Raw genomic sequence first — 18,462 nt, 5'->3', positions numbered from 1 at the left:
CACTATGTGTGATGAACTTTGCATTGCATTCAATGTGAATGTATTACTTATTGTTATCTAGTTTTCAAAGAACAATCCTGTCTCGCTAGAGACATGTTTGAAGGAATGATCCTTCAAAACTAAACAAGACGAAAAACGTACGCTGCTCCATATATCCTTAGAAAGGAGGTGATCCAGCCGCACCTTCCGATACGGCTACCTTGTTACGACTTCACCCCAATCATCTGCCCCACCTTCGGCGGCTGGCTCCATAAAGGTTACCTCACCGACTTCGGGTGTTGCAAACTCTCGTGGTGTGACGGGCGGTGTGTACAAGGCCCGGGAACGTATTCACCGCGGCATGCTGATCCGCGATTACTAGCGATTCCAGCTTCACGCAGTCGAGTTGCAGACTGCGATCCGAACTGAGAACAGATTTGTGGGATTGGCTAAACCTTGCGGTCTCGCAGCCCTTTGTTCTGTCCATTGTAGCACGTGTGTAGCCCAGGTCATAAGGGGCATGATGATTTGACGTCATCCCCACCTTCCTCCGGTTTGTCACCGGCAGTCACCTTAGAGTGCCCAACTGAATGCTGGCAACTAAGATCAAGGGTTGCGCTCGTTGCGGGACTTAACCCAACATCTCACGACACGAGCTGACGACAACCATGCACCACCTGTCACTCTGTCCCCGAAGGGAAAGCCCTATCTCTAGGGTTGTCAGAGGATGTCAAGACCTGGTAAGGTTCTTCGCGTTGCTTCGAATTAAACCACATGCTCCACCGCTTGTGCGGGCCCCCGTCAATTCCTTTGAGTTTCAGTCTTGCGACCGTACTCCCCAGGCGGAGTGCTTAATGCGTTAGCTGCAGCACTAAGGGGCGGAAACCCCCTAACACTTAGCACTCATCGTTTACGGCGTGGACTACCAGGGTATCTAATCCTGTTCGCTCCCCACGCTTTCGCTCCTCAGCGTCAGTTACAGACCAGAGAGTCGCCTTCGCCACTGGTGTTCCTCCACATCTCTACGCATTTCACCGCTACACGTGGAATTCCACTCTCCTCTTCTGCACTCAAGTTTCCCAGTTTCCAATGACCCTCCCCGGTTGAGCCGGGGGCTTTCACATCAGACTTAAGAAACCGCCTGCGAGCCCTTTACGCCCAATAATTCCGGACAACGCTTGCCACCTACGTATTACCGCGGCTGCTGGCACGTAGTTAGCCGTGGCTTTCTGGTTAGGTACCGTCAAGGTGCAAGCAGTTACTCTTGCACTTGTTCTTCCCTAACAACAGAGCTTTACGATCCGAAAACCTTCATCACTCACGCGGCGTTGCTCCGTCAGACTTTCGTCCATTGCGGAAGATTCCCTACTGCTGCCTCCCGTAGGAGTCTGGGCCGTGTCTCAGTCCCAGTGTGGCCGATCACCCTCTCAGGTCGGCTACGCATCGTCGCCTTGGTGAGCCGTTACCTCACCAACTAGCTAATGCGCCGCGGGTCCATCTGTAAGTGACAGCCGAAACCGTCTTTCATCCTTGAACCATGCGGTTCAAGGAACTATCCGGTATTAGCTCCGGTTTCCCGGAGTTATCCCAGTCTTACAGGCAGGTTACCCACGTGTTACTCACCCGTCCGCCGCTAACATCCGGGAGCAAGCTCCCTTCTGTCCGCTCGACTTGCATGTATTAGGCACGCCGCCAGCGTTCGTCCTGAGCCAGGATCAAACTCTCCGAAAAAGTACAAAACCGAAGTTTTGTTTTTCGTCAGCGTTTGACTGACTACCTATGAAGTATCATAGGATTTTTTTATAAAAACTCGAATTAACAGGTACGTTTTGTCTTGTTTAGTTTTCAAAGATCATCTTTTAAAATGGAGCGGGTGATGAGAATCGAACTCACGACATCAGCTTGGAAGGCTGAGGTTTTACCACTAAACTACACCCGCGTGGTTAAATGTTATTGGCGCGCCCGAGAGGAGTCGAACCCCTAACCTTTTGATCCGTAGTCAAACGCTCTATCCAATTGAGCTACGGGCGCTTAATCAGGCGACTTAATTATCTTAACATATCGTTTTTATTAAGTCAACATCTTTTTGAAGTTTGTTTATCGTATCTGTCTGAGCATCAGTGTTTCAGATGCGTCATCAGCGACGAATAAAAATATACCATGAATCACGCAAAAGGGTCAATACATTTTTCTAAAAAAGTTTCATGTTTTTTAAGAAGTGCTCTTTTGTTAGATAAATAGAGTTTCAATCGCCCTATTTTCATTTCTTTCTTCATAATTCTAATGATTCTTAAATAAAATCTTTCTAAATCCAAAGGAGGACAAAACATGGTCACCTAGAATTTTTATTTATTGGAAAATTCTTAATATTTTCCATGCATTTAAAGGAGGTAGGAGATGATGAAAAAGTTTGTCGCTTTTCAAATCATGATCGCTTTGGTGATAGGAGCTCTTATCGGCCACTTCTTCCCTGATTTTGGAATGGCACTGCGGCCCATTGGGGATGGCTTTATCCGATTGATTAAAATGATTGTAGTCCCTATTGTTTTCTCTACGATTGTCATCGGCGCAGCTGGCAGTGGTGGAATGAAGAAAATGGGTAGTCTCGGATTAAAGACAATCATTTGGTTTGAAGTCATTACGACCATCGTTCTTGGAATCGGGCTTTTATTGGCCAACGTGTTAAAGCCAGGCGTTGGACTCGATTTCTCTCAATTAGCTAAGAAAGATATTGGGGAACTCGATGGTTATACTCAAAAGGTCGTCGATTTTAAACAGATGGTTTTAGACATCATTCCAACCAATATCATCGATGTCATGGCTCAGAATGATTTACTAGCAGTGATTTTCTTCGCTATTTTATTCGGTGTAGCCGCAAGCGGCATTGGGAAAGCTTCCGCTCCTGTCCTTACCTTCTTTGAATCAGTAGCACAAATTATGTTTAAGCTCACACAAATGGTCATGGTGACAGCTCCTATTGGAGTTTTAGCATTAATGGCAGCTTCTGTCGGACAATACGGCATTGTTTTACTCATTCCTATGATGAAACTTGTTGGCACTGTCTTCTTAGGATTGTTTATTATTCTATTTGTTTTGTTCCCTCTTGTCGCACTGATCTTCCGTTTTAACTACTTCGAAGTGTTGAAAATGATTTGGGATTTGTTTTTAGTGGCCTTTTCTACTACAAGTACAGAAACTGTTCTTCCACAGCTCATGTCACGGATGGAGAAATACGGCTGTCCGAAAAGAATTGTTTCCTTCGTCATCCCGTCAGGTCTTTCTCTTAATTGTGATGGTTCAAGTTTATATTTATCGGTTTCCTGTGTGTTTCTTGCACAAGCGTTTGGCGTCGATATGAGTTTATCACAGCAGCTCCTCATGATGCTTGTCCTTGTTTTAACAAGTAAAGGCATTGCAGCTGTCCCGTCTGGCTCACTTGTCGTTCTTTTGGCAACAGCTCATGCAGTAGGTCTGCCAGCAGAAGGTGTCGCTATTATCGCCGGGGTTGACCGGATTATGGATATGGCTCGAACAGGCGTGAATGTTCCTGGACATGCGGTTGCCTGTATTGTTGTTTCTAAATGGGAAAAAGTATTCCGAGAGTCTGCATGGGAAGTTCCAAAAGCAGGTGAAGAAACAAAAGGAATGTAATGTTTTTTATGAAGGAAAGGGGTCGCCCTTTCCTTTTTTTATGGCAAAAATGTCTGCTTCAGCACGGCTTTACCTTCTTGCTGCAACTGCACCTCCGCATATGCTCCGTTAATGAGGGTCATTTGAGGCGGTACGTGTCCACAATCAATATCGTAAACAATTGGTATTTGTAATTCCTTATGCAATTCTTCATATAGATCCGTATATTCATATCCTTCCACAGGAGTGTCCACTGCACTCCTGCCAAACATGATGCCAGAGCAATGATCAAACCAGCCTGCTAGTTTTAATTGGACAAGAGACCTCTTCATACTCGCAGCATTTAATTCACAGTTTTCAAAATACCATAGAATGGGTTCACCTTTCAGGTATGTTTCTTGAAAAGCTTTGACATCTCCAAAAGGCGTGCCAGCTAAGTGCCGAATCACATCAATACAGCCACCCATCAGTCTTCCCTTCATCGTCGTCTCTAAGTGATCAACAGTACGCCATGCGGTTGGTTCGGTTAAATGAAAGACATGAATGCTTGGATGGTCATACTGCCATTCCTTTTGATACATATCAGAAGAAAATTGAGTAACGTCCTTTTTCTCTGGAGTGGAAAGTATTTGTTCCCACATAGAAGTCACCTGATCAAGCTCTTCCCCCTGAAGATCCACAAGGTTCGGTCCATGCGCTGTCGCAATGCCTGTGTTTAATGTCAAAGCTAATAGAAGGAGACTTGTATCTGAGTAACCAAGAATCCACTTTTTTTGCATCACTGAGAAATCAAGATGCTCTAACACTTCAATAAGCAGCTGTCCGCCCCATGGCGGGATGATGTGGTCAATCTCATGACAAGTCATCATCCACTGTAACTCATTTGCTCGCTTGATTGCAGGGGCTGATTTCGCTTTTTCCTGCTGCCATACTGTCTCTCCACATATGACTTCATAGCCTCTTTTTTTCATCCGATCGCAAGACAGTTGAAACATCTCATGCAAAGAGGGTTGTACACCTGAGGACGGTGCTGTCACCCCAATCGTTTGTCCTTTTTGCAAAAATGGATACTGGATCATCCTGCTCACCTCCACCTTCTATGAATCTCTCATCTATTCATTGTAAAGAAAATTCCCCTTCTTCAAGGGGAATCTCGTCTTACTCTCTCTGACGCAGGACAGTATATACACCTGCGAAAATACACAAAATCCCAACAAACGAACGTAAGCCCATCTCTTCACCTAGAAACAGCCATCCAAGGACCGTACCAACGATTGGTTGAAAGAAGAAAAACAGACCACCGCTTGAAGCGTCCATCAGTTGAAGCCCTCTATTCCACAAAAAGAAAGCAAGGGCCGTTGAGATGATACCTAGATACAGAATGCCGCCCCATATTTCCGGTCTTGCCATTTGATGCACATCCAGATGAGGCAAACGAAACAAGACAGGTGGTGTTAATACGATAAAGGCCACAATGATCGCATATGTTGTCGTCACTACTTGAGGATACTTTCCTGGAACTCGTTTCAAAAGAACAGACATGAGTGCCCATGTTAATGCAGCAATAACCAGTGAAAGACCACCAACAAACTCATCCGTTTGAACAGCGACAGGCCCAATCATCGTCAGCACACCTACTGTAGCAAGCAGAATGGAGACACACTTTCTCATTGTGAAAGATTCTTTTAATAGAAAGAAAGCGAAAAGCACCATAAAAGCAGGTGTGGCCGATGTGATGACGGCACCCATTTGTGCAGACGTATACATTGTGCCAATTTCTTGGGTCACGATCGAAAGAAAGTTGCCAATCAATCCAATCGCCACAATCAGCCGGATATCCTTTTTGTCTAACCGAAAAGAGTAGCCCAAACGCCAAATCGTGAACACAAGAACGACTCCAGCTATTGCATATCTCATCCAGACGAGCTCAAGTGGCGGGACCACCGCAACTGTTACTTTGACCACTACATACATACCGCCCCAAATACTAGCAGCTAACGTTAAGTAAAGGGCTCCTATATATTTTTCATTCATTTTTTCCCCTCCGTTACTGGATATATTCACTGCGATATCCACAAACGGAGATCACTCTCCGTTATGGACGGAGGTGATTTGGTACATCATGTTCAAATAAAGGCTTCCATTGCATATCAGTCACCCCAATTGTGTTTATTTTCTGATTACTTTATAACAAAATCTGGTTCACTTCAATCCTTTTTTATCGCCACGTTTCTTCATATAATAGAAGTTCAATAGGATTGACATGATGTATTCGTTTTCTTATAGTAAGTAAAACAATTGATGTTTACACAGAAAAGGAGTAGAGGTATTTGGATGTTGAAGCTAGGAAACACATTCCCACTGCTGGAAACGAACCGTTTCTTGAGGGAATAAAAGATTGTGTGCCAACCTTGCTTGGTTATATGAGCATTGGGTTTGCCTTTGGAATTGTTGGCATTAGTTCGCAGTTAAGTATATGGGAAATCGCGCTGTTATCTATCTTTATATATGCTGGCGCTTCACAGTTTATCATCTGTGCATTACTTGTGACAGGAAGCCCCCTTTCCGCTATTATTTTCACCACGTTCATTGTCAATTTACGGCATTTGTTACTCAGTCTTACGCTTGCCCCTCATTTTACACGCTACTCTGTAAAGCAGAACATCGGATTTGGTCTTCTGCTTACTGATGAATCCTTTGGCGTAGCGATGAATAAATTAGCACAGCAAGGAAAATTGAATAACAGATGGATGCATGGACTGAACATTACAGCTTATTTATGCTGGATTGCTGCGTGTACACTTGGCGGAATATTCGGACACTGGATTTCAAATCCAGAGGCGCTTGGTCTTGATTTTGCCCTATCCGCGATGTTTGCTGCGCTGCTCATTCTTTCTTTACAGACGGTGCCAAAAAATAAGCTCACCCATCGCTTATCACTTGTTTTATATATGTTTGTTGCGATGTTTGTGCTGCTTCATTTTGTTCCTTCACACGTGGCTGTTTTGTTGGCAACTGTGCTTGTTGCCACTATTGGGGTGGTGACAGATAAATGATTAGCAGTTTTATGTTATGGCTCATTCTTGGCTGTATGATTGTGACCATCATCCCAAGAGTCGTTCCATTTTTATTTGTAAGGAGTATACAGATGCCAGAAGTGGTGCTCAAATGGTTATCATTTATCCCCATTTGTATATTTACCGCTTTGATTGCAGAGCATCTATTCATACATACTACAGCAGGCGTCACCATTCACTGGATGTACCTTGCTGTCTTGGTTCCAACTGTGTTAATCGCTGTTTGGACAAAAAGCTTGTCCCTCACCGTTCTAGTAGGCGTCATGCTGATGGGCACAGCTAGATGGTTTTTCTAATAGAAAAAGCTTAACCGGATGCGGTTAAGCTTTTTTCATTTTACGATACCGTATACAAAGCCGTCATAGCCTTTTTCGCCAACAGTTTGAATAGCGGTTGCCTCAATTCTCGACTCTTGTTTGAGTAAATCGAAAAATTCACGCGTTCCCTTCACTCGCTCATCTTGATCAGAGGCATGAAGAACTGCTCCATTTCTGACTACATTGTCTGCAATAATGACTGTTCCCTTTTTTGAGAAGTGTAACGCCCACTTCAGATATTGCGGGTTGTTTGGTTTGTCTGCATCAATGAAAATCAAATCGAACGGGAGCGTATCCTGCTCTTTTAACTGAGATAAAGTATCTAACGCTTTTCCTTGTAAAATGGTGACACGTTCTGCTAGGCCTGCTCTGTCTATGTTTTGCTGTGCTGTTTCTGCATGATGACTGACAGCCTCTAATGTCATGAGTTCTCCACCCGATTCAAGTGCACGGGCAAGCCAAATGGTACTATAACCGCCAAGTGTACCGATTTCTAAAATGCGCTTTGCACCCTTGGTTTTTGCTAACAAATAAAGCAGTTTTCCTTGGGCCGGCGACACATCTATTTCTGGTAACCCGGCTTGCTTATTCTTGATAAGAGTTTGCTCCAATACGTCATCTTTAGCCATCAATTTGTCTTTGATATACTCGTCAACTTTCCCCCATACTTGCTCCAAGTCATCCATCTCCCTTGTTCATGTCTTCTATTTAAAGTCTACATGACGGAAGCGAGAATTTATAATCAATTCTTTTCACACACCTATTGATTTTATTGATGAAAGGAATGTGATGATGGATACATGGGGCGAGTGTAAGTATACGCAAACTACTGATTCAGCTTATTTTTCACCTCACCTTTTTTATCTTGAAGCTTTCCTTTTACTTGATCTTTCTTTCCTTCTGCTTTCAGGTTTTCATGATCTGTCGCTTCGCCAAGTTTTTCTTTCACTTGACCTTTGACTTGATTTGTTTTTCCTTTCGCTTTATCCATATGTCCATTTTGTTCACTCATTTTGTTCCACCTCCACGTTTGATACTGTTTATTTAGCCTTTTTGCACATGACAAAACATCTGAGTGTGCTGTGTGCGCGTTTCAGGTATGATAGACATAATGGAATGAAAGGTTGGTGGTCTGTTCAATGATCATTTCTGAAAGTATGTTCACTGTACGTGGTGTGACTTATCGTATTCGCTCTGCTGCATTAGCAGATGCCAAACAGTTATCAGCTCTCAGACTGAAAATCGATGGTGAAACCGAATATTTAGATCGTGAACCGGGTGAAGCTTTTATTGATGAGAAAGGGTTCGAGGCGTTGATTCAAGAGGATTCCAAGGAATGCCGTCATCTCTTTTTAGTTGCAGATATTGAAGGAGACATTGTCGGTTTTTCAAGATGCGAAGGGCATTCTCTTAAGCGCTCTGCTCACAAAGTAATGTTTGGCGTCGCCGTACAGAAGGCCGCTTGGGGCTATCACATCGGGAAAGAACTTTTAGCTGCATCGATCGACTGGGCAGATCAGCAAGGCATTCAAAAGATGTCACTTCAAGTAATGGAAACCAATCAAAAAGCCATTCGTTTATATGAACACTATGGCTTTGAGATTGAAGGCTTGTTAAAAAAAGATAAACGGCTGGCGGACGGCATGTATTATGATACGGTTGTGATGGGCAGGCAGCGGCCAGTCTCCTGACCGCTTACATGACATAACTCCAGATCATCGAAATCGCACTATACATAAGCAGCAGCCCCATGACGAACTGGAACGGCCGCTGATAAAGAGTCAAAAAACGCTTGAATACAGAGCCAAATAAACTCCAGCTAAATGTGCCTAAAAAACCGATGATGGCGAGAATCAACGTCAACAACATGTATTGCATATTGGACTGTCCATACGGCAGAACAAAAGTGGAAATGACGGTTAACCCATACAAGATGGCTTTCGGATTAATAAATTGCAGCAGCATCCCCGGAATAAAATGATTATAGCGGTCTAGTGTTTCGTCATCTCCGCCTTTACTTCTCATGATTTTAACAGCCAAATAGATCATGTAACCGGCTCCGATGAAGGCCATGACCCAGCCGATTTTCGGCATGACTTGATAAAGAATCATATTGAAGAAACCGCTCAAACATAAAATGACCAAAAATCCGATCCCAACCCCTAAACAAAATCGAAATGTTTGCTTGACCCCATATTTATTCGTAAAGACCATCGCCATGATATTATTCGGCCCAGGGGTAAAGCTGGTAACAAAAGCATAAATCAACATGGAAACAATCAAACTGTTACCTCCTTCTCATACGTTATTTAGACTTAAAAGTCTTTATTGTGTATATATTACGTTTTATTGTACTTTTCAGTCGTTATAAAGTAAATTCAGAAAGGAGTTTTTTTTTGATGGAGGATGTACAATCGATTATTGCTAGAAATGTCAAACTGCTAAGAGAGCAAAAGAAATTAAGCCTAGAAAAGATGGCTGAGGTAACAAGTGTGAGTAAAACGATGATTGGGCAAATCGAAAGAGGAGAATCCACACCGACCATCACCACTCTGTGGAAAATTGCCAATGGGTTGAAGGTGTCTTTTAGTGAACTCATATACGCACCGCAGCCTGAGATTAAGTTTGTGCGAAAAGAAGAAGGACAAGTTTTAACAGAGGACGAGGGAAGGTATCGGGTATATACGACGTTCCCATTTGATGACCTGAGAAAATTTGAAGTCTATCAGGTAGAAATTGATCCTCATGGGTCGTTAAGTGCGGAAGAACATATCGGCGGTACAGAGGAATTGATTACCGTATTTGAGGGAGCACTTGATTTATCAATCGGTGATGAGCAATACACATTACAAGCTGGCGACTCGATTCGGTTTAAAGCTGACCGTGCCCATGAGTATAAACAATCAGGAGAACAGATGGTACGGATGCAAATGATTCTTTATTATCCCCATTAAAAAAAGCTGACAGGCTTGTCCACCTGTCAGCTTTACATTTTATTTAATTAAATCCTGGATCGCGTACAACCGTTCCAGTAAAGGTAACTCTATATTTTCCTAAACCTAACTCTTCAATTGACGATTGATAGAGAATACCGACCCATCCATCCTTTGCATATGTAATACTTGATGGGATGTTTGACGTCGTATATGTTCTCGTTTCCGAGACGGTTCGACTTGCTTGTACCGTAACTTCACTGTTTACTTTCCCCTTCGCTTCTACCGGGACAGCGGTGACACCCGCACCCGTTAAAACAATTGCTCCAACCAAAACAGAAGTTATGACCTTTTTCATACAAAAATCCCTCCCTTTTTTTGTTGAACATATTAACCATACCATAATTTAGAACTTTCGTAAGTTATTTTTTCATTTTTTTGAAAATTATGATATGATTGTCTTATGCTGGATAGAGGGTGTTACATACTTCTATGCTTTTATCCTCACCTCGTTCTAGTGAAACAATTGATAACGGAGGTGATTTCATGAAAAAATGGCTTATCTGTTTTCAACTTGTTTTCCTCTTCACCTTGACGGCCACACCATTTGCTTCTGCTGCTTCATGCCCTACAGTGAAACCATGTGTTATTGATCCTTAAGCATAAGAAAAAGTCGATCAAGCCTATTCACTTGATCGACTTTTTTGTTATGCTTGTTCGGCTTCCCAGCGGGCAACCTCTTCTCTTACTTTAGGAGCCACTTCTTTTCCAAATAACTCAATAGCTTTCAGCACTTGATCATGCGGCATCGAACCGACCGGTACGTGCAGCATGAAGCGCGTAATGCCTACATTTTTTCGCAGATGTATCACTTTCTCTGCCACGGCATCTGGATCTCCTACATACAATGCACCTTCTAATGTTCTTGCTGCATCGAATGTAGAACGGGTATAAGGTCCCCAGCCTCGTTCTCTTGCTAATGTATTCATGACATGCTGTGTAGAAGGGAAGAATTGATCTGCTGCCAATTCTGTTTCCTCCGCAACAAATCCATGTGAATGGGATGCCACCGTTAATTTCTCAGGGTCATGTCCAGCGTGAATCGCAGCTTGCTTGTAGAGCTGCACGAGCGGTGCGAACTGTCTAGGGCTGCCGCCAATAATGGCAAGGACAAGTGGTAATCCTAATAATCCAGCACGTACGACAGATTCTCTGTTTCCTCCACTGCCAATCCAGATCGGAAGCGGATCTTGAACAGGTCTTGGGTATACGCCGACATCCTGAATGGAAGGACGATGCTTACCGCTCCACGTCACACGCTCTGACTGCTGTAATTTCAACAGTAAATCTAGTTTTTCTTCAAATAATTCTTCATAATCATCTAAGTCATAGCCAAAAAGCGGGAACGATTCAATAAATGATCCACGGCCAGCCATGATCTCTGCACGCCCGTTAGAAAGGCCATCTAATGTCGCAAAATCTTGAAACACACGAACAGGATCTGCCGATGAAAGAACAGTTACGGCACTTGTCAGACGAATATTCTTTGTTTGCGTTGCCGCAGCTGCTAATACGACTGCTGGATTTGATGCGGCGAAATCTTCACGATGATGCTCTCCTACACCAAAAACGTCGAGACCCACTTGATCTGCTAAAATAATTTCTTCTACTACTTCACGAATGCGCTGTGCGTGGCTGACTGTTTTTCCTGTTTGAAAATCAGGTGTTGTTTCTACAAATGTACTAATTCCTAGTTCCATGAATGGAACCCCCTATCTTATAAATATGTCACAAATTCAGAGACCGGCTTGCGGTAGCCTCTCGCTTGTCTGCTCTCTACTTTTTCTTTTCCGAGTGTAATCATTAATACAGGAACCAAATCTGATTCGATGTTTAACACCTTTTTCATTGCTTCGGGGTCAAAGCCGATCATTGGGCAAGTATCCCATCCCTTGTTTTTGGCGGCAAGCATAAATAGCATGGCAGATAATGAAGCATTTCGAATCGCCTCTTCTTTCTGAAAGTCTGATCCTCTCTGCACATAAAAACTCATCGTCTCTCTGACCATTTCCTCATATTGTTGCGCATTTAAGATGCCGAGCATTTTTAGGCCTTCATAAATGTTTCCTGCTTGCTCATAAGCTTTCGGATCGCCGAGCACAATGATCGCTGCTGAAGCGGAATGCACCTTATATTGTCCAAATGCAGCATCTCTTACTTGCTCTTTAAGCGCTTCTGATTGGACGACGACATATTGCGTATGCTGTAAATTAAAGGCTGAAGGTGCCAGCTTCACTTCTTCAAAGATACTATTAAGCTCTTCTCTCGAAATCGAGATATTCGGCAAAAAATTTGATGCTGATCGTCTTTCACGTACCAATGTATCAAAACTGCGTGTCATCTTGTTTCCCCTTTTCGTGAAGTTGTTTTGCACCTAAACCAATTTTTTTCAACCATTCGATGAGCTGCTCTTTTTCCTCTGTTTCGATAAAGGACAGATTTTGTGATATGACATCTGTATGTTTTGGAAAAATATCGTCAAATAGCTGCTTCCCTTTATCTGTCAGTAATACATGGAATACACGTTTATCAGAAGGTGCACATTGTCTTTTGACTAATTCTTGTTTTTCTAATTTGTTGACCACATAGGTGATGCTCCCACTTGGAATGGATAAAATCTCACTAATTTTTTGAACGGGATGTGGTCCCTTACTATACAGTAATTCAAGAATTTGAAAGTTTTCAAATCCGATATCATAACGTTCAATGTCTTTTTGGATATTTGCAAAAAGGGCATGATAGGCTTTCATCCACACTCGGAAAAGCCTTAAGTCTAATTCTTGATCTTGCTGCACCATGGCAACTACTCCTTTTTCAATAAATCCTAAAACTAGGATAAATTTATCCTAACACTAGGATATTTTCTTGTCAACGTGTTTGTTTGATTAAAAAAAGACCCCTGTGACTTAGTGGTCTTCTTTTAACACAAAATGCATTTCAGCAATTTGTTTGTATTGATTCACTTGTTGTAATGAAAATCTAGATTCCTGTTCAGTTGGAGGGAAAAGAGGGATTCCTTTTCCAATCATGACAGGTGCGATTTGGAGATACAGCTCATCGACTAATTTTTCTTTTAATAATGCTTGAAGCAGTTCCCCGCCTCCTACTATCCAGATATGCTGGCCTTTTTCATTTTTTAAATTTTTGATAAACGAGAGAACATCTTCACGAACGATGTGGGTTCCTGTATGACTGTCTTGTAAAGTGCGAGAAACGATATAACACGTCTTGTCTTCATAAGGAAACTCATCAGGTGAAAGTTTGAGAACCTGTTCGTATGTGTTCCGTCCCATGATCAGCGTATCGACTGTTGCATAAAATTCCTCATATCTCGTATCCTCTTCGCCCTCTGTGCCTATGAGCCAATCTAAACGGTGATCATCCCTTGCTAAATATCCATCAATGCTCATTGCCCCATAAAATAGTAATTTCCTTTTCAATCTCACCACTCCCCGCCTCAAATAAGAACGTATATTCCCATTTTAACAGAATGAATAGAAAAATGATATATGATCCATTCGTTTCTTACGATTCCTGTTCTACCTTCATAAGAAGCTTGTACAAGATGTGCGCAAGCTGCCCCGCTTCGACTGTCATCCCTTCATGAATCCATTCCTCCAGTACACCAACAACACCAGACACAACAAATGAAGCCTCAATCTGTTCACGTTCCGTAATCTGACGCTGATCAAGTTGCCACTCTTTCATGATTTTTTCTTTAAAAAACGCTTTAAATTGATTCGTCGTTGGGCTATTCGGTTTGACAAATAACGTCATCATGAATTGTTTTTCTTTTAAATACTCAGTTGTTTTGTTTAAAAAGGACAGCATATCAAGCGGGTCCTGGCTTGGAAACGATTCATCGTATAGTCCGCCAAGCTGATTAAATAGTTCCTTCTCAAGCTGTTCATGCAAATCAAATACATCTTGGTAGTGCAAATAAAAGGTCCCTCTTCCTAAATCCGCTCTTCTAGATAGCTCTGATACTGTAATTTGTTGAACATCTTTTTCCTTTAAAAGCTCAAGAAAGCTTTCCCGTATCGCCTTTTTGGTTTTGATTGTTCGTCTGTCCTTCATCAAACACCCTCCATTTTTGAACAATCTGGCTATACCTGTCTATTTATGAACAAGAGATCATTCATTGCCGATGTTCGGTTTATTTTCCTCTTATTATAATGTACACATGTTCAATAATCTATATCTGTTCAAAAAAAGGAGGACCATCATATGTTTCAATTCAGACTTGCTAGAGAGGATGAACTGCCTCAAGTGGCAGCGTTGTTAGATGATTCATTTCAGAACTATTCATTTTTTGATTTATTATGCGAAAAGGTGACCAATCGTTCTGCTTTCGCCCGTCAGTTGCATTTGATCAATACAAAGGTATATTTTCAGCATCAAATCTGTTTGGTCGGGGTTGAGAACGAGAAAATTGTGTCTGCCGCCCTGTTAAAACATCCCCGTCTTCCTGAACCAGGACTCATGGATTATGTGTTATCTGGTGGGTTAAAGCTACTCTTTACTGGTGGCATATCGGCGATTCAGCATGTGTTCCGTATGTTAAAGGAGGCAAAAAAAGCGTGTTCTTCCTTAAAGAAACCTTACTGGTATTTAGAAGCTCTTGTCGTTGCAAAAGACCAACAAGGAAAAAAACTTGGAAGCCGTATGCTAAAGCAATGTCTTTTCCCCTTTATCGCCCGGCAAGGCGGCGGACTGTTCACACTGATTACACACAACGAGGCCAATCGTCATTTCTATCGAAAAAATGGGTGGACGGAGTTTGATGAGAGAGTACTGCACGGAGAAAACATGTCCCTAGAAAGCTGGAGTTATAAAACCGTGATCAAATAAGGTATCTTCTTCAAGGGATGATATAATAGAAGCAGTTCAAACAATGATCATACTTGGAGGAGAGACTGATGATACGACGACTTGATCATATCGTGTTGACTGTACAACATATGGAGGAAACCATTCGCTTTTATACAAACGTATTAGGAATGAAGGAAGAAACTTTTGGAGAAGGCCGTAAAGCCCTTCGTTTTGGCTTACAAAAGATCAACCTTCATGAAGCGGGTCATGAATTTGAACCAAAAGCTGCTCATCCCCATCCTGGATCTGCTGACTTGTGTTTTATCACCGATTTAGATATAGACAGTTTATTGCTTCATCTTAGAAAGCAGGTTGTTCCAATTGAAGAAGGTCCGGTCAGACGTTCTGGTGCATTAGGTCCGATTGAATCCATTTATATCCGTGATCCTGATATGAACTTAATTGAAATCTCCCGATATATAGAGGAGGCTGATCCATCATGACTCGATTATTTTTGAGACCGATTGAAGAAAAAGATTATCCTGGTATTCATAGAGGATGCCAGCATGCAGAAACACTTTATATGACTGGCACACGCAAAACGTTCACACTAGAAGAAATTCGTTCAGCCTATACCCGTTTTCTGCAGGATGACAGTAGACGAGACTTTGCTATTTGTCTGCTAGACACGAAAGAAATGATCGGGGATGCGGCGATTGTGGATATTGATCCGATAAACCATACGGCAAGTTTCCGCATTGCGCTACATGGTCCAGAGCATTTTCACAAAGGATATGGCACTGAGGCTGTTCGGATGGTTCAAACATTTGCCTTTGAGACGTTAGAACTCAATCGGCTTGAGCTTGAAGTTTTTTCCCATAACCCACGAGCCTTTCGAAGCTATGAGAAAGCCGGATTTCAATATGAAGGAAAAAGACGTCAAGCGCTCTATTTCAACGGTGCTTATTCGGATGTCATCATGATGGGAATCCTTCGTGAGGAATACGATAGAATCAAATCATAAAGATGTCCCAGCCTACGAAGGGTCATCTTTTTTTAACAAATGAAGCCCTGTAACGATGATCAAACAAATGATAGAAGAGAGAACGATAGAGACGCTTGATATGCTGAGCGCCATCCCTTCCCATCTGCCAATGAAGAAACTGCCGATCAATAAGAGCAATCCAAACATAGTGATACATATCGGGACAATCAGCCTGGCATGGCGATGCCTACGTCTTTTTCCTGCCCACCACGAGAGACAGAGCACAATGACAGTAAAAATAGCGGTTTGCAGCCAGAACATATCGCATCCACTCCTTTTCTTTTTTATCCTATGACAACGGAGGTTTTTACAATGAATATTAGACCGATTCAAAAGCAGGACAATCCTTTTATCGCGGCCATTATCCGCCAGTCATTAGAATCAGCGAATCTTGCGATTGAAGGTACAGCCTACACAGACCCACACCTTGATCAGCTTTTCGAATACTATCAATCATTGACTCATGCAGCCTATTGGATTGCCGAAGAACATGGTGAAATTGTTGGTGGCGTTGGCATTGCCCCTTTCACAGATGGCATTTGTGAGCTGCAAAAGCTTTATTTAAGCCCAAAAGCACAAGGCAAAGGTGCGGGCAAGAAACTGATGGATACGGCCCTCCAATATGCTGCTACATACTACGATGCTTGTTATTTAGAAACCCGCAGTGAATTAACAGCTGCTACTGGCCTTTATCAACGGTATGACTTTTCTCTTCTTCCTGCACCGATTGAAGGCTCAGAGCATTCTGCCATGGATGCTTGGTATCTCAAAACCTTTTCAGCGTGAGGCATAAAATAAGCGATACGTCTTTGTCCACTGAAAACCTAGCTTCTCTGCCAATTTGGCCGAGGTTGCGTGATGGACATCGCAATCCCAATGCGGTGTCTTCCCTTTTTCAACACAGATGCTGATCATTTGCTGAGCTGCTAACAAAGCCAACCCTTTTCCACGGCAGGCTTCATCTGTCCAAATATCGATTTCCACTCGTTTTTCACTTGAAAAAATAGAGATACATTCACTGACCACGTCTTCACCGTTTAAGATGGCAACTCCGACGCCATTAGATAAAAAGTGATCTACTCCTCCCCAATATGCTTCATAATAGCTGGATGGGAATACTTTGCTTGCGGCAATGACTTGTTCATTCGTGCGTTTGATCATTTCATCTTGATCAGGCACAATCAGATCAGGAGAGGTCAAGTCATAAGAATACGCATGTCTTTGCATTTCATTCAGTTGGGAACCGAAGCATTTTTTCATCATCTCATCTGATGCTGGATTTGCTGAAAACAAAGTGAACCGTCTGTTCTCTCTTTTCTGCTTTTTATAAACATCCACAATGAACGTTGAACATAATGAAAGTGCTGCTTCTGTCCTGCCTGCGACATAATAAATGCCGGTTGTTGTCCCTACAAAATAGACACACGGGTGATCTCGGTGATCCACATATAAATCTCCTTGTATCACCCCATCGAGTATCGCATCTACGAACACTGGATAGGCAGGATCAATCCGCCGAATTTCCTCTTTTACCGCTTCTGTCCTTTGTTGATCTACAAGATACAACATCATTCCTCCATTCACGAACGAGTATCTTTTCATTATAAAGGAAAGCCGCAGACACGCGGTGAATCTTTGCAACAAAAAGAATTCTTCTGCATCAAAGCAACATTCAATCGCATTCGCTTTCATCTATTGCTATGCTCATTGTGAGAGGAGGTTTATGAATGAAATTTCGTTTTTTCTGGAATCAAGAAAAGGATGTGACGGAAGTAGACGTCATCAGCCATCCACATAATCAAGAGCGTTTACAAAAGATAACATCAATGCTGGAGACTAGTACATCTCTAACGGTCAAAGATCCAAAAAATGATCGGCAGTCTCTTTTACCATTAGAACAAATTGAAGCGATCTCTGCGCTTGGACATCTGTCAAAGGTGATCACGACTCAAGGTACGACGTATTTTCTCAGTAAACGGCTGAAGGATCTGAAGTCGTTAGAGCGTGAACATTTCTATCGTATCAACAATGCAGTCATTCTCAATTTAGCGCAAGTCGGCAGCTTTGTCGCTGGTACGTACGCTCGCTTAGAGGTCGAAACCATCTCGAAAAACAGCTACACCGTCAGTCGTCATTACGCCAAATATATAAAGGAGCGATTCAAATGATCAAGGAACTAAAACATCAATTTATGCAAACAGCTTTTGTCTCTATCGTATGGCTGACACTCATCCTGTCCATCACTCAATGGTCATCCTCTATCCCTTTTCATTACGTGTGGCACATCATTGCCATCGGGACTTTGGCAGGCATCGTCTTTGGGGTCATGTATCCTTTACTATGGAACTACTTTACCTTTCCAGCACCCATCAACATTCTCATCTCCACTGTCGTCAATTTAGGGTTTCAAGTAGGAGCCGTCGCTTTATATTCGACTACACTGCTCGAATGGATCATGCCTTATTTTATCGGTATAGCCTTTCTCACATTAGTAGGTCATATCATCGCCTTTCTATTTTACAAAAAACAACAAAATCAAAAACTGGCGCAGGCACTGAATCACCTGAAGCCGCAGCCTTAAAAAAAGAGACCTTATTTGAAAGGTCTCT

The 18,462-nt window shown here is 42.5% G+C and carries 24 protein-coding genes, 2 tRNA genes and 1 rRNA gene; 11 read left to right on the top strand and 16 right to left on the bottom strand.

Annotation, left to right across the window (positions count from 1 at the left end; all coding sequences use genetic code 11):
- Positions 1-161: 161 nt before the first annotated feature.
- The 3 genes from NSQ11_RS03020 to NSQ11_RS03010 all read right to left on the bottom strand — a co-directional run bounded on the left by NSQ11_RS03020 (position 162) and on the right by NSQ11_RS03010 (position 2,010).
- Positions 162-1,710, bottom strand: a 16S ribosomal RNA gene (locus NSQ11_RS03020).
- A 134-nt stretch (positions 1,711-1,844) separates the two neighbouring features.
- Positions 1,845-1,918, bottom strand: a tRNA-Gly gene (locus NSQ11_RS03015).
- A 15-nt stretch (positions 1,919-1,933) separates the two neighbouring features.
- Positions 1,934-2,010 (bottom strand) — tRNA-Arg (locus NSQ11_RS03010).
- A 369-nt stretch (positions 2,011-2,379) separates the two neighbouring features.
- On the opposite strand from NSQ11_RS03010, the gene gltP reads away from it, so the two are divergent.
- Positions 2,380-3,630: a glutamate-aspartate/proton symporter GltP gene (gltP, locus tag NSQ11_RS03005; protein WP_024719154.1), complete on the top strand. Its 1,251-nt coding sequence runs from the start codon at positions 2,380-2,382 to the stop codon at positions 3,628-3,630.
- 38 nt (positions 3,631-3,668) lie between these two features.
- On the opposite strand, the gene NSQ11_RS03000 is transcribed toward gltP, so the two are convergent.
- Both NSQ11_RS03000 and NSQ11_RS02995 read right to left on the bottom strand, forming a co-directional pair.
- Positions 3,669-4,688 (bottom strand): S66 peptidase family protein, encoded by a 1,020-nt coding sequence (locus NSQ11_RS03000; RefSeq protein ID WP_125590250.1) that lies wholly within the window; start codon positions 4,686-4,688, stop codon positions 3,669-3,671.
- A gap of 79 nt (positions 4,689-4,767) precedes the next feature.
- Positions 4,768-5,643, bottom strand: coding sequence for a DMT family transporter (locus tag NSQ11_RS02995; RefSeq protein WP_342501256.1), 876 nt, complete (start codon positions 5,641-5,643; stop codon positions 4,768-4,770).
- Between the two features lie 296 nt (positions 5,644-5,939).
- Between NSQ11_RS02995 and NSQ11_RS02990 the strand changes: the two genes are divergently transcribed.
- The gene (locus NSQ11_RS02990) at positions 5,940-6,665 is read left to right on the top strand and encodes an AzlC family ABC transporter permease (protein WP_007496390.1); all 726 of its coding nucleotides are present in this window, start codon (positions 5,940-5,942) and stop codon (positions 6,663-6,665) included.
- Positions 6,662-6,982, top strand: coding sequence for an AzlD domain-containing protein (locus NSQ11_RS02985; RefSeq protein ID WP_008346681.1), 321 nt, complete (start codon positions 6,662-6,664; stop codon positions 6,980-6,982). The genes NSQ11_RS02990 and NSQ11_RS02985 overlap by 4 nt, the downstream gene beginning before the upstream one ends.
- 35 nt (positions 6,983-7,017) lie before the next feature.
- Here NSQ11_RS02985 and NSQ11_RS02980 read toward each other — a convergent pair whose 3' ends face one another.
- Complete coding sequence (locus tag NSQ11_RS02980) at positions 7,018-7,680, bottom strand: O-methyltransferase (RefSeq protein ID WP_098680561.1); 663 nt, start codon at positions 7,678-7,680, stop codon at positions 7,018-7,020.
- A 149-nt stretch (positions 7,681-7,829) separates the two neighbouring features.
- Positions 7,830-8,015: a CsbD family protein gene (locus NSQ11_RS02975; protein ID WP_041092893.1), complete on the bottom strand. Its 186-nt coding sequence runs from the start codon at positions 8,013-8,015 to the stop codon at positions 7,830-7,832.
- A 127-nt stretch (positions 8,016-8,142) separates the two neighbouring features.
- Here NSQ11_RS02975 and NSQ11_RS02970 point away from each other — a divergent pair, with 127 nt between their 5' ends.
- Positions 8,143-8,694 (top strand): GNAT family N-acetyltransferase, encoded by a 552-nt coding sequence (locus tag NSQ11_RS02970; RefSeq protein WP_008346688.1) that lies wholly within the window; start codon positions 8,143-8,145, stop codon positions 8,692-8,694.
- A gap of 4 nt (positions 8,695-8,698) precedes the next feature.
- Here NSQ11_RS02970 and NSQ11_RS02965 read toward each other — a convergent pair whose 3' ends face one another.
- Positions 8,699-9,286, bottom strand: coding sequence for a LysE family transporter (locus NSQ11_RS02965; protein WP_007496397.1), 588 nt, complete (start codon positions 9,284-9,286; stop codon positions 8,699-8,701).
- A 116-nt stretch (positions 9,287-9,402) separates the two neighbouring features.
- Here NSQ11_RS02965 and NSQ11_RS02960 point away from each other — a divergent pair, with 116 nt between their 5' ends.
- The gene (locus NSQ11_RS02960; RefSeq protein WP_025206820.1) at positions 9,403-9,957 is read left to right on the top strand and encodes an XRE family transcriptional regulator; all 555 of its coding nucleotides are present in this window, start codon (positions 9,403-9,405) and stop codon (positions 9,955-9,957) included.
- A 43-nt stretch (positions 9,958-10,000) separates the two neighbouring features.
- On the opposite strand, the gene NSQ11_RS02955 is transcribed toward NSQ11_RS02960, so the two are convergent.
- From NSQ11_RS02955 to NSQ11_RS02930, 6 genes are all read right to left on the bottom strand, one after another.
- On the bottom strand, positions 10,001-10,294 hold the full coding sequence (locus NSQ11_RS02955; RefSeq protein ID WP_008346693.1) for a hypothetical protein: 294 nt from the start codon (positions 10,292-10,294) through the stop codon (positions 10,001-10,003).
- Positions 10,295-10,643: 349 nt separating this feature from the next.
- A complete protein-coding gene (locus NSQ11_RS02950; RefSeq protein WP_024719164.1) occupies positions 10,644-11,696 on the bottom strand; it encodes an LLM class flavin-dependent oxidoreductase in 1,053 nt (350 codons plus the stop codon).
- 17 nt (positions 11,697-11,713) lie between these two features.
- Positions 11,714-12,337 (bottom strand): nitroreductase family protein, encoded by a 624-nt coding sequence (locus NSQ11_RS02945; RefSeq protein WP_008346699.1) that lies wholly within the window; start codon positions 12,335-12,337, stop codon positions 11,714-11,716.
- On the bottom strand, positions 12,321-12,794 hold the full coding sequence (locus NSQ11_RS02940; RefSeq protein WP_048002344.1) for a MarR family transcriptional regulator: 474 nt from the start codon (positions 12,792-12,794) through the stop codon (positions 12,321-12,323). Before NSQ11_RS02940 ends, NSQ11_RS02945 begins: the two co-directional genes overlap by 17 nt.
- 108 nt (positions 12,795-12,902) lie before the next feature.
- Complete coding sequence (locus NSQ11_RS02935; protein ID WP_080934014.1) at positions 12,903-13,442, bottom strand: dihydrofolate reductase family protein; 540 nt, start codon at positions 13,440-13,442, stop codon at positions 12,903-12,905.
- Between the two features lie 79 nt (positions 13,443-13,521).
- Positions 13,522-14,073: a TetR/AcrR family transcriptional regulator gene (locus tag NSQ11_RS02930; protein ID WP_035704289.1), complete on the bottom strand. Its 552-nt coding sequence runs from the start codon at positions 14,071-14,073 to the stop codon at positions 13,522-13,524.
- Positions 14,074-14,223: 150 nt separating this feature from the next.
- On the opposite strand from NSQ11_RS02930, the gene NSQ11_RS02925 reads away from it, so the two are divergent.
- From NSQ11_RS02925 to NSQ11_RS02915, 3 genes are all read left to right on the top strand, one after another.
- On the top strand, positions 14,224-14,847 hold the full coding sequence (locus NSQ11_RS02925; protein ID WP_048001231.1) for a GNAT family N-acetyltransferase: 624 nt from the start codon (positions 14,224-14,226) through the stop codon (positions 14,845-14,847).
- A gap of 68 nt (positions 14,848-14,915) precedes the next feature.
- On the top strand, positions 14,916-15,311 hold the full coding sequence (locus NSQ11_RS02920) for a VOC family protein (protein WP_342501255.1): 396 nt from the start codon (positions 14,916-14,918) through the stop codon (positions 15,309-15,311).
- Entirely contained in the window at positions 15,308-15,832 is a 525-nt protein-coding gene (locus NSQ11_RS02915) for a GNAT family protein (protein ID WP_008346711.1), read from the top strand. Before NSQ11_RS02920 ends, NSQ11_RS02915 begins: the two co-directional genes overlap by 4 nt.
- A gap of 12 nt (positions 15,833-15,844) precedes the next feature.
- Here the strand turns inward: NSQ11_RS02915 and NSQ11_RS02910 are convergent, their stop codons facing one another.
- Positions 15,845-16,114: a YesK-like family protein gene (locus tag NSQ11_RS02910; protein ID WP_017366688.1), complete on the bottom strand. Its 270-nt coding sequence runs from the start codon at positions 16,112-16,114 to the stop codon at positions 15,845-15,847.
- A gap of 51 nt (positions 16,115-16,165) precedes the next feature.
- On the opposite strand from NSQ11_RS02910, the gene NSQ11_RS02905 reads away from it, so the two are divergent.
- Entirely contained in the window at positions 16,166-16,639 is a 474-nt protein-coding gene (locus NSQ11_RS02905; protein ID WP_008346715.1) for a GNAT family N-acetyltransferase, read from the top strand.
- Here NSQ11_RS02905 and NSQ11_RS02900 read toward each other — a convergent pair.
- Positions 16,631-17,419, bottom strand: coding sequence for a GNAT family N-acetyltransferase (locus NSQ11_RS02900; protein WP_129548115.1), 789 nt, complete (start codon positions 17,417-17,419; stop codon positions 16,631-16,633). The two genes, NSQ11_RS02905 and NSQ11_RS02900, sit on opposite strands and share 9 nt — an antisense overlap.
- A gap of 161 nt (positions 17,420-17,580) precedes the next feature.
- Here NSQ11_RS02900 and NSQ11_RS02895 point away from each other — a divergent pair, with 161 nt between their 5' ends.
- Together NSQ11_RS02895 and NSQ11_RS02890 are read left to right on the top strand one after the other, a co-directional pair.
- On the top strand, positions 17,581-18,021 hold the full coding sequence (locus tag NSQ11_RS02895; protein ID WP_144741138.1) for a LytTR family transcriptional regulator DNA-binding domain-containing protein: 441 nt from the start codon (positions 17,581-17,583) through the stop codon (positions 18,019-18,021).
- Positions 18,018-18,434 (top strand): hypothetical protein, encoded by a 417-nt coding sequence (locus tag NSQ11_RS02890; RefSeq protein WP_035390341.1) that lies wholly within the window; start codon positions 18,018-18,020, stop codon positions 18,432-18,434. The genes NSQ11_RS02895 and NSQ11_RS02890 overlap by 4 nt, the downstream gene beginning before the upstream one ends.
- Positions 18,435-18,462 lie beyond the last annotated feature (28 nt).

Origin of the sequence: Bacillus sp. FSL W7-1582, assembly GCF_038593325.1 — a bacterium.
Classification (GTDB): domain Bacteria; phylum Bacillota; class Bacilli; order Bacillales; family Bacillaceae; genus Bacillus; species Bacillus altitudinis.
Note: the sequence above shows the minus strand (reverse complement) of the source record. Positions and strands in the feature narration are given on the sequence as shown.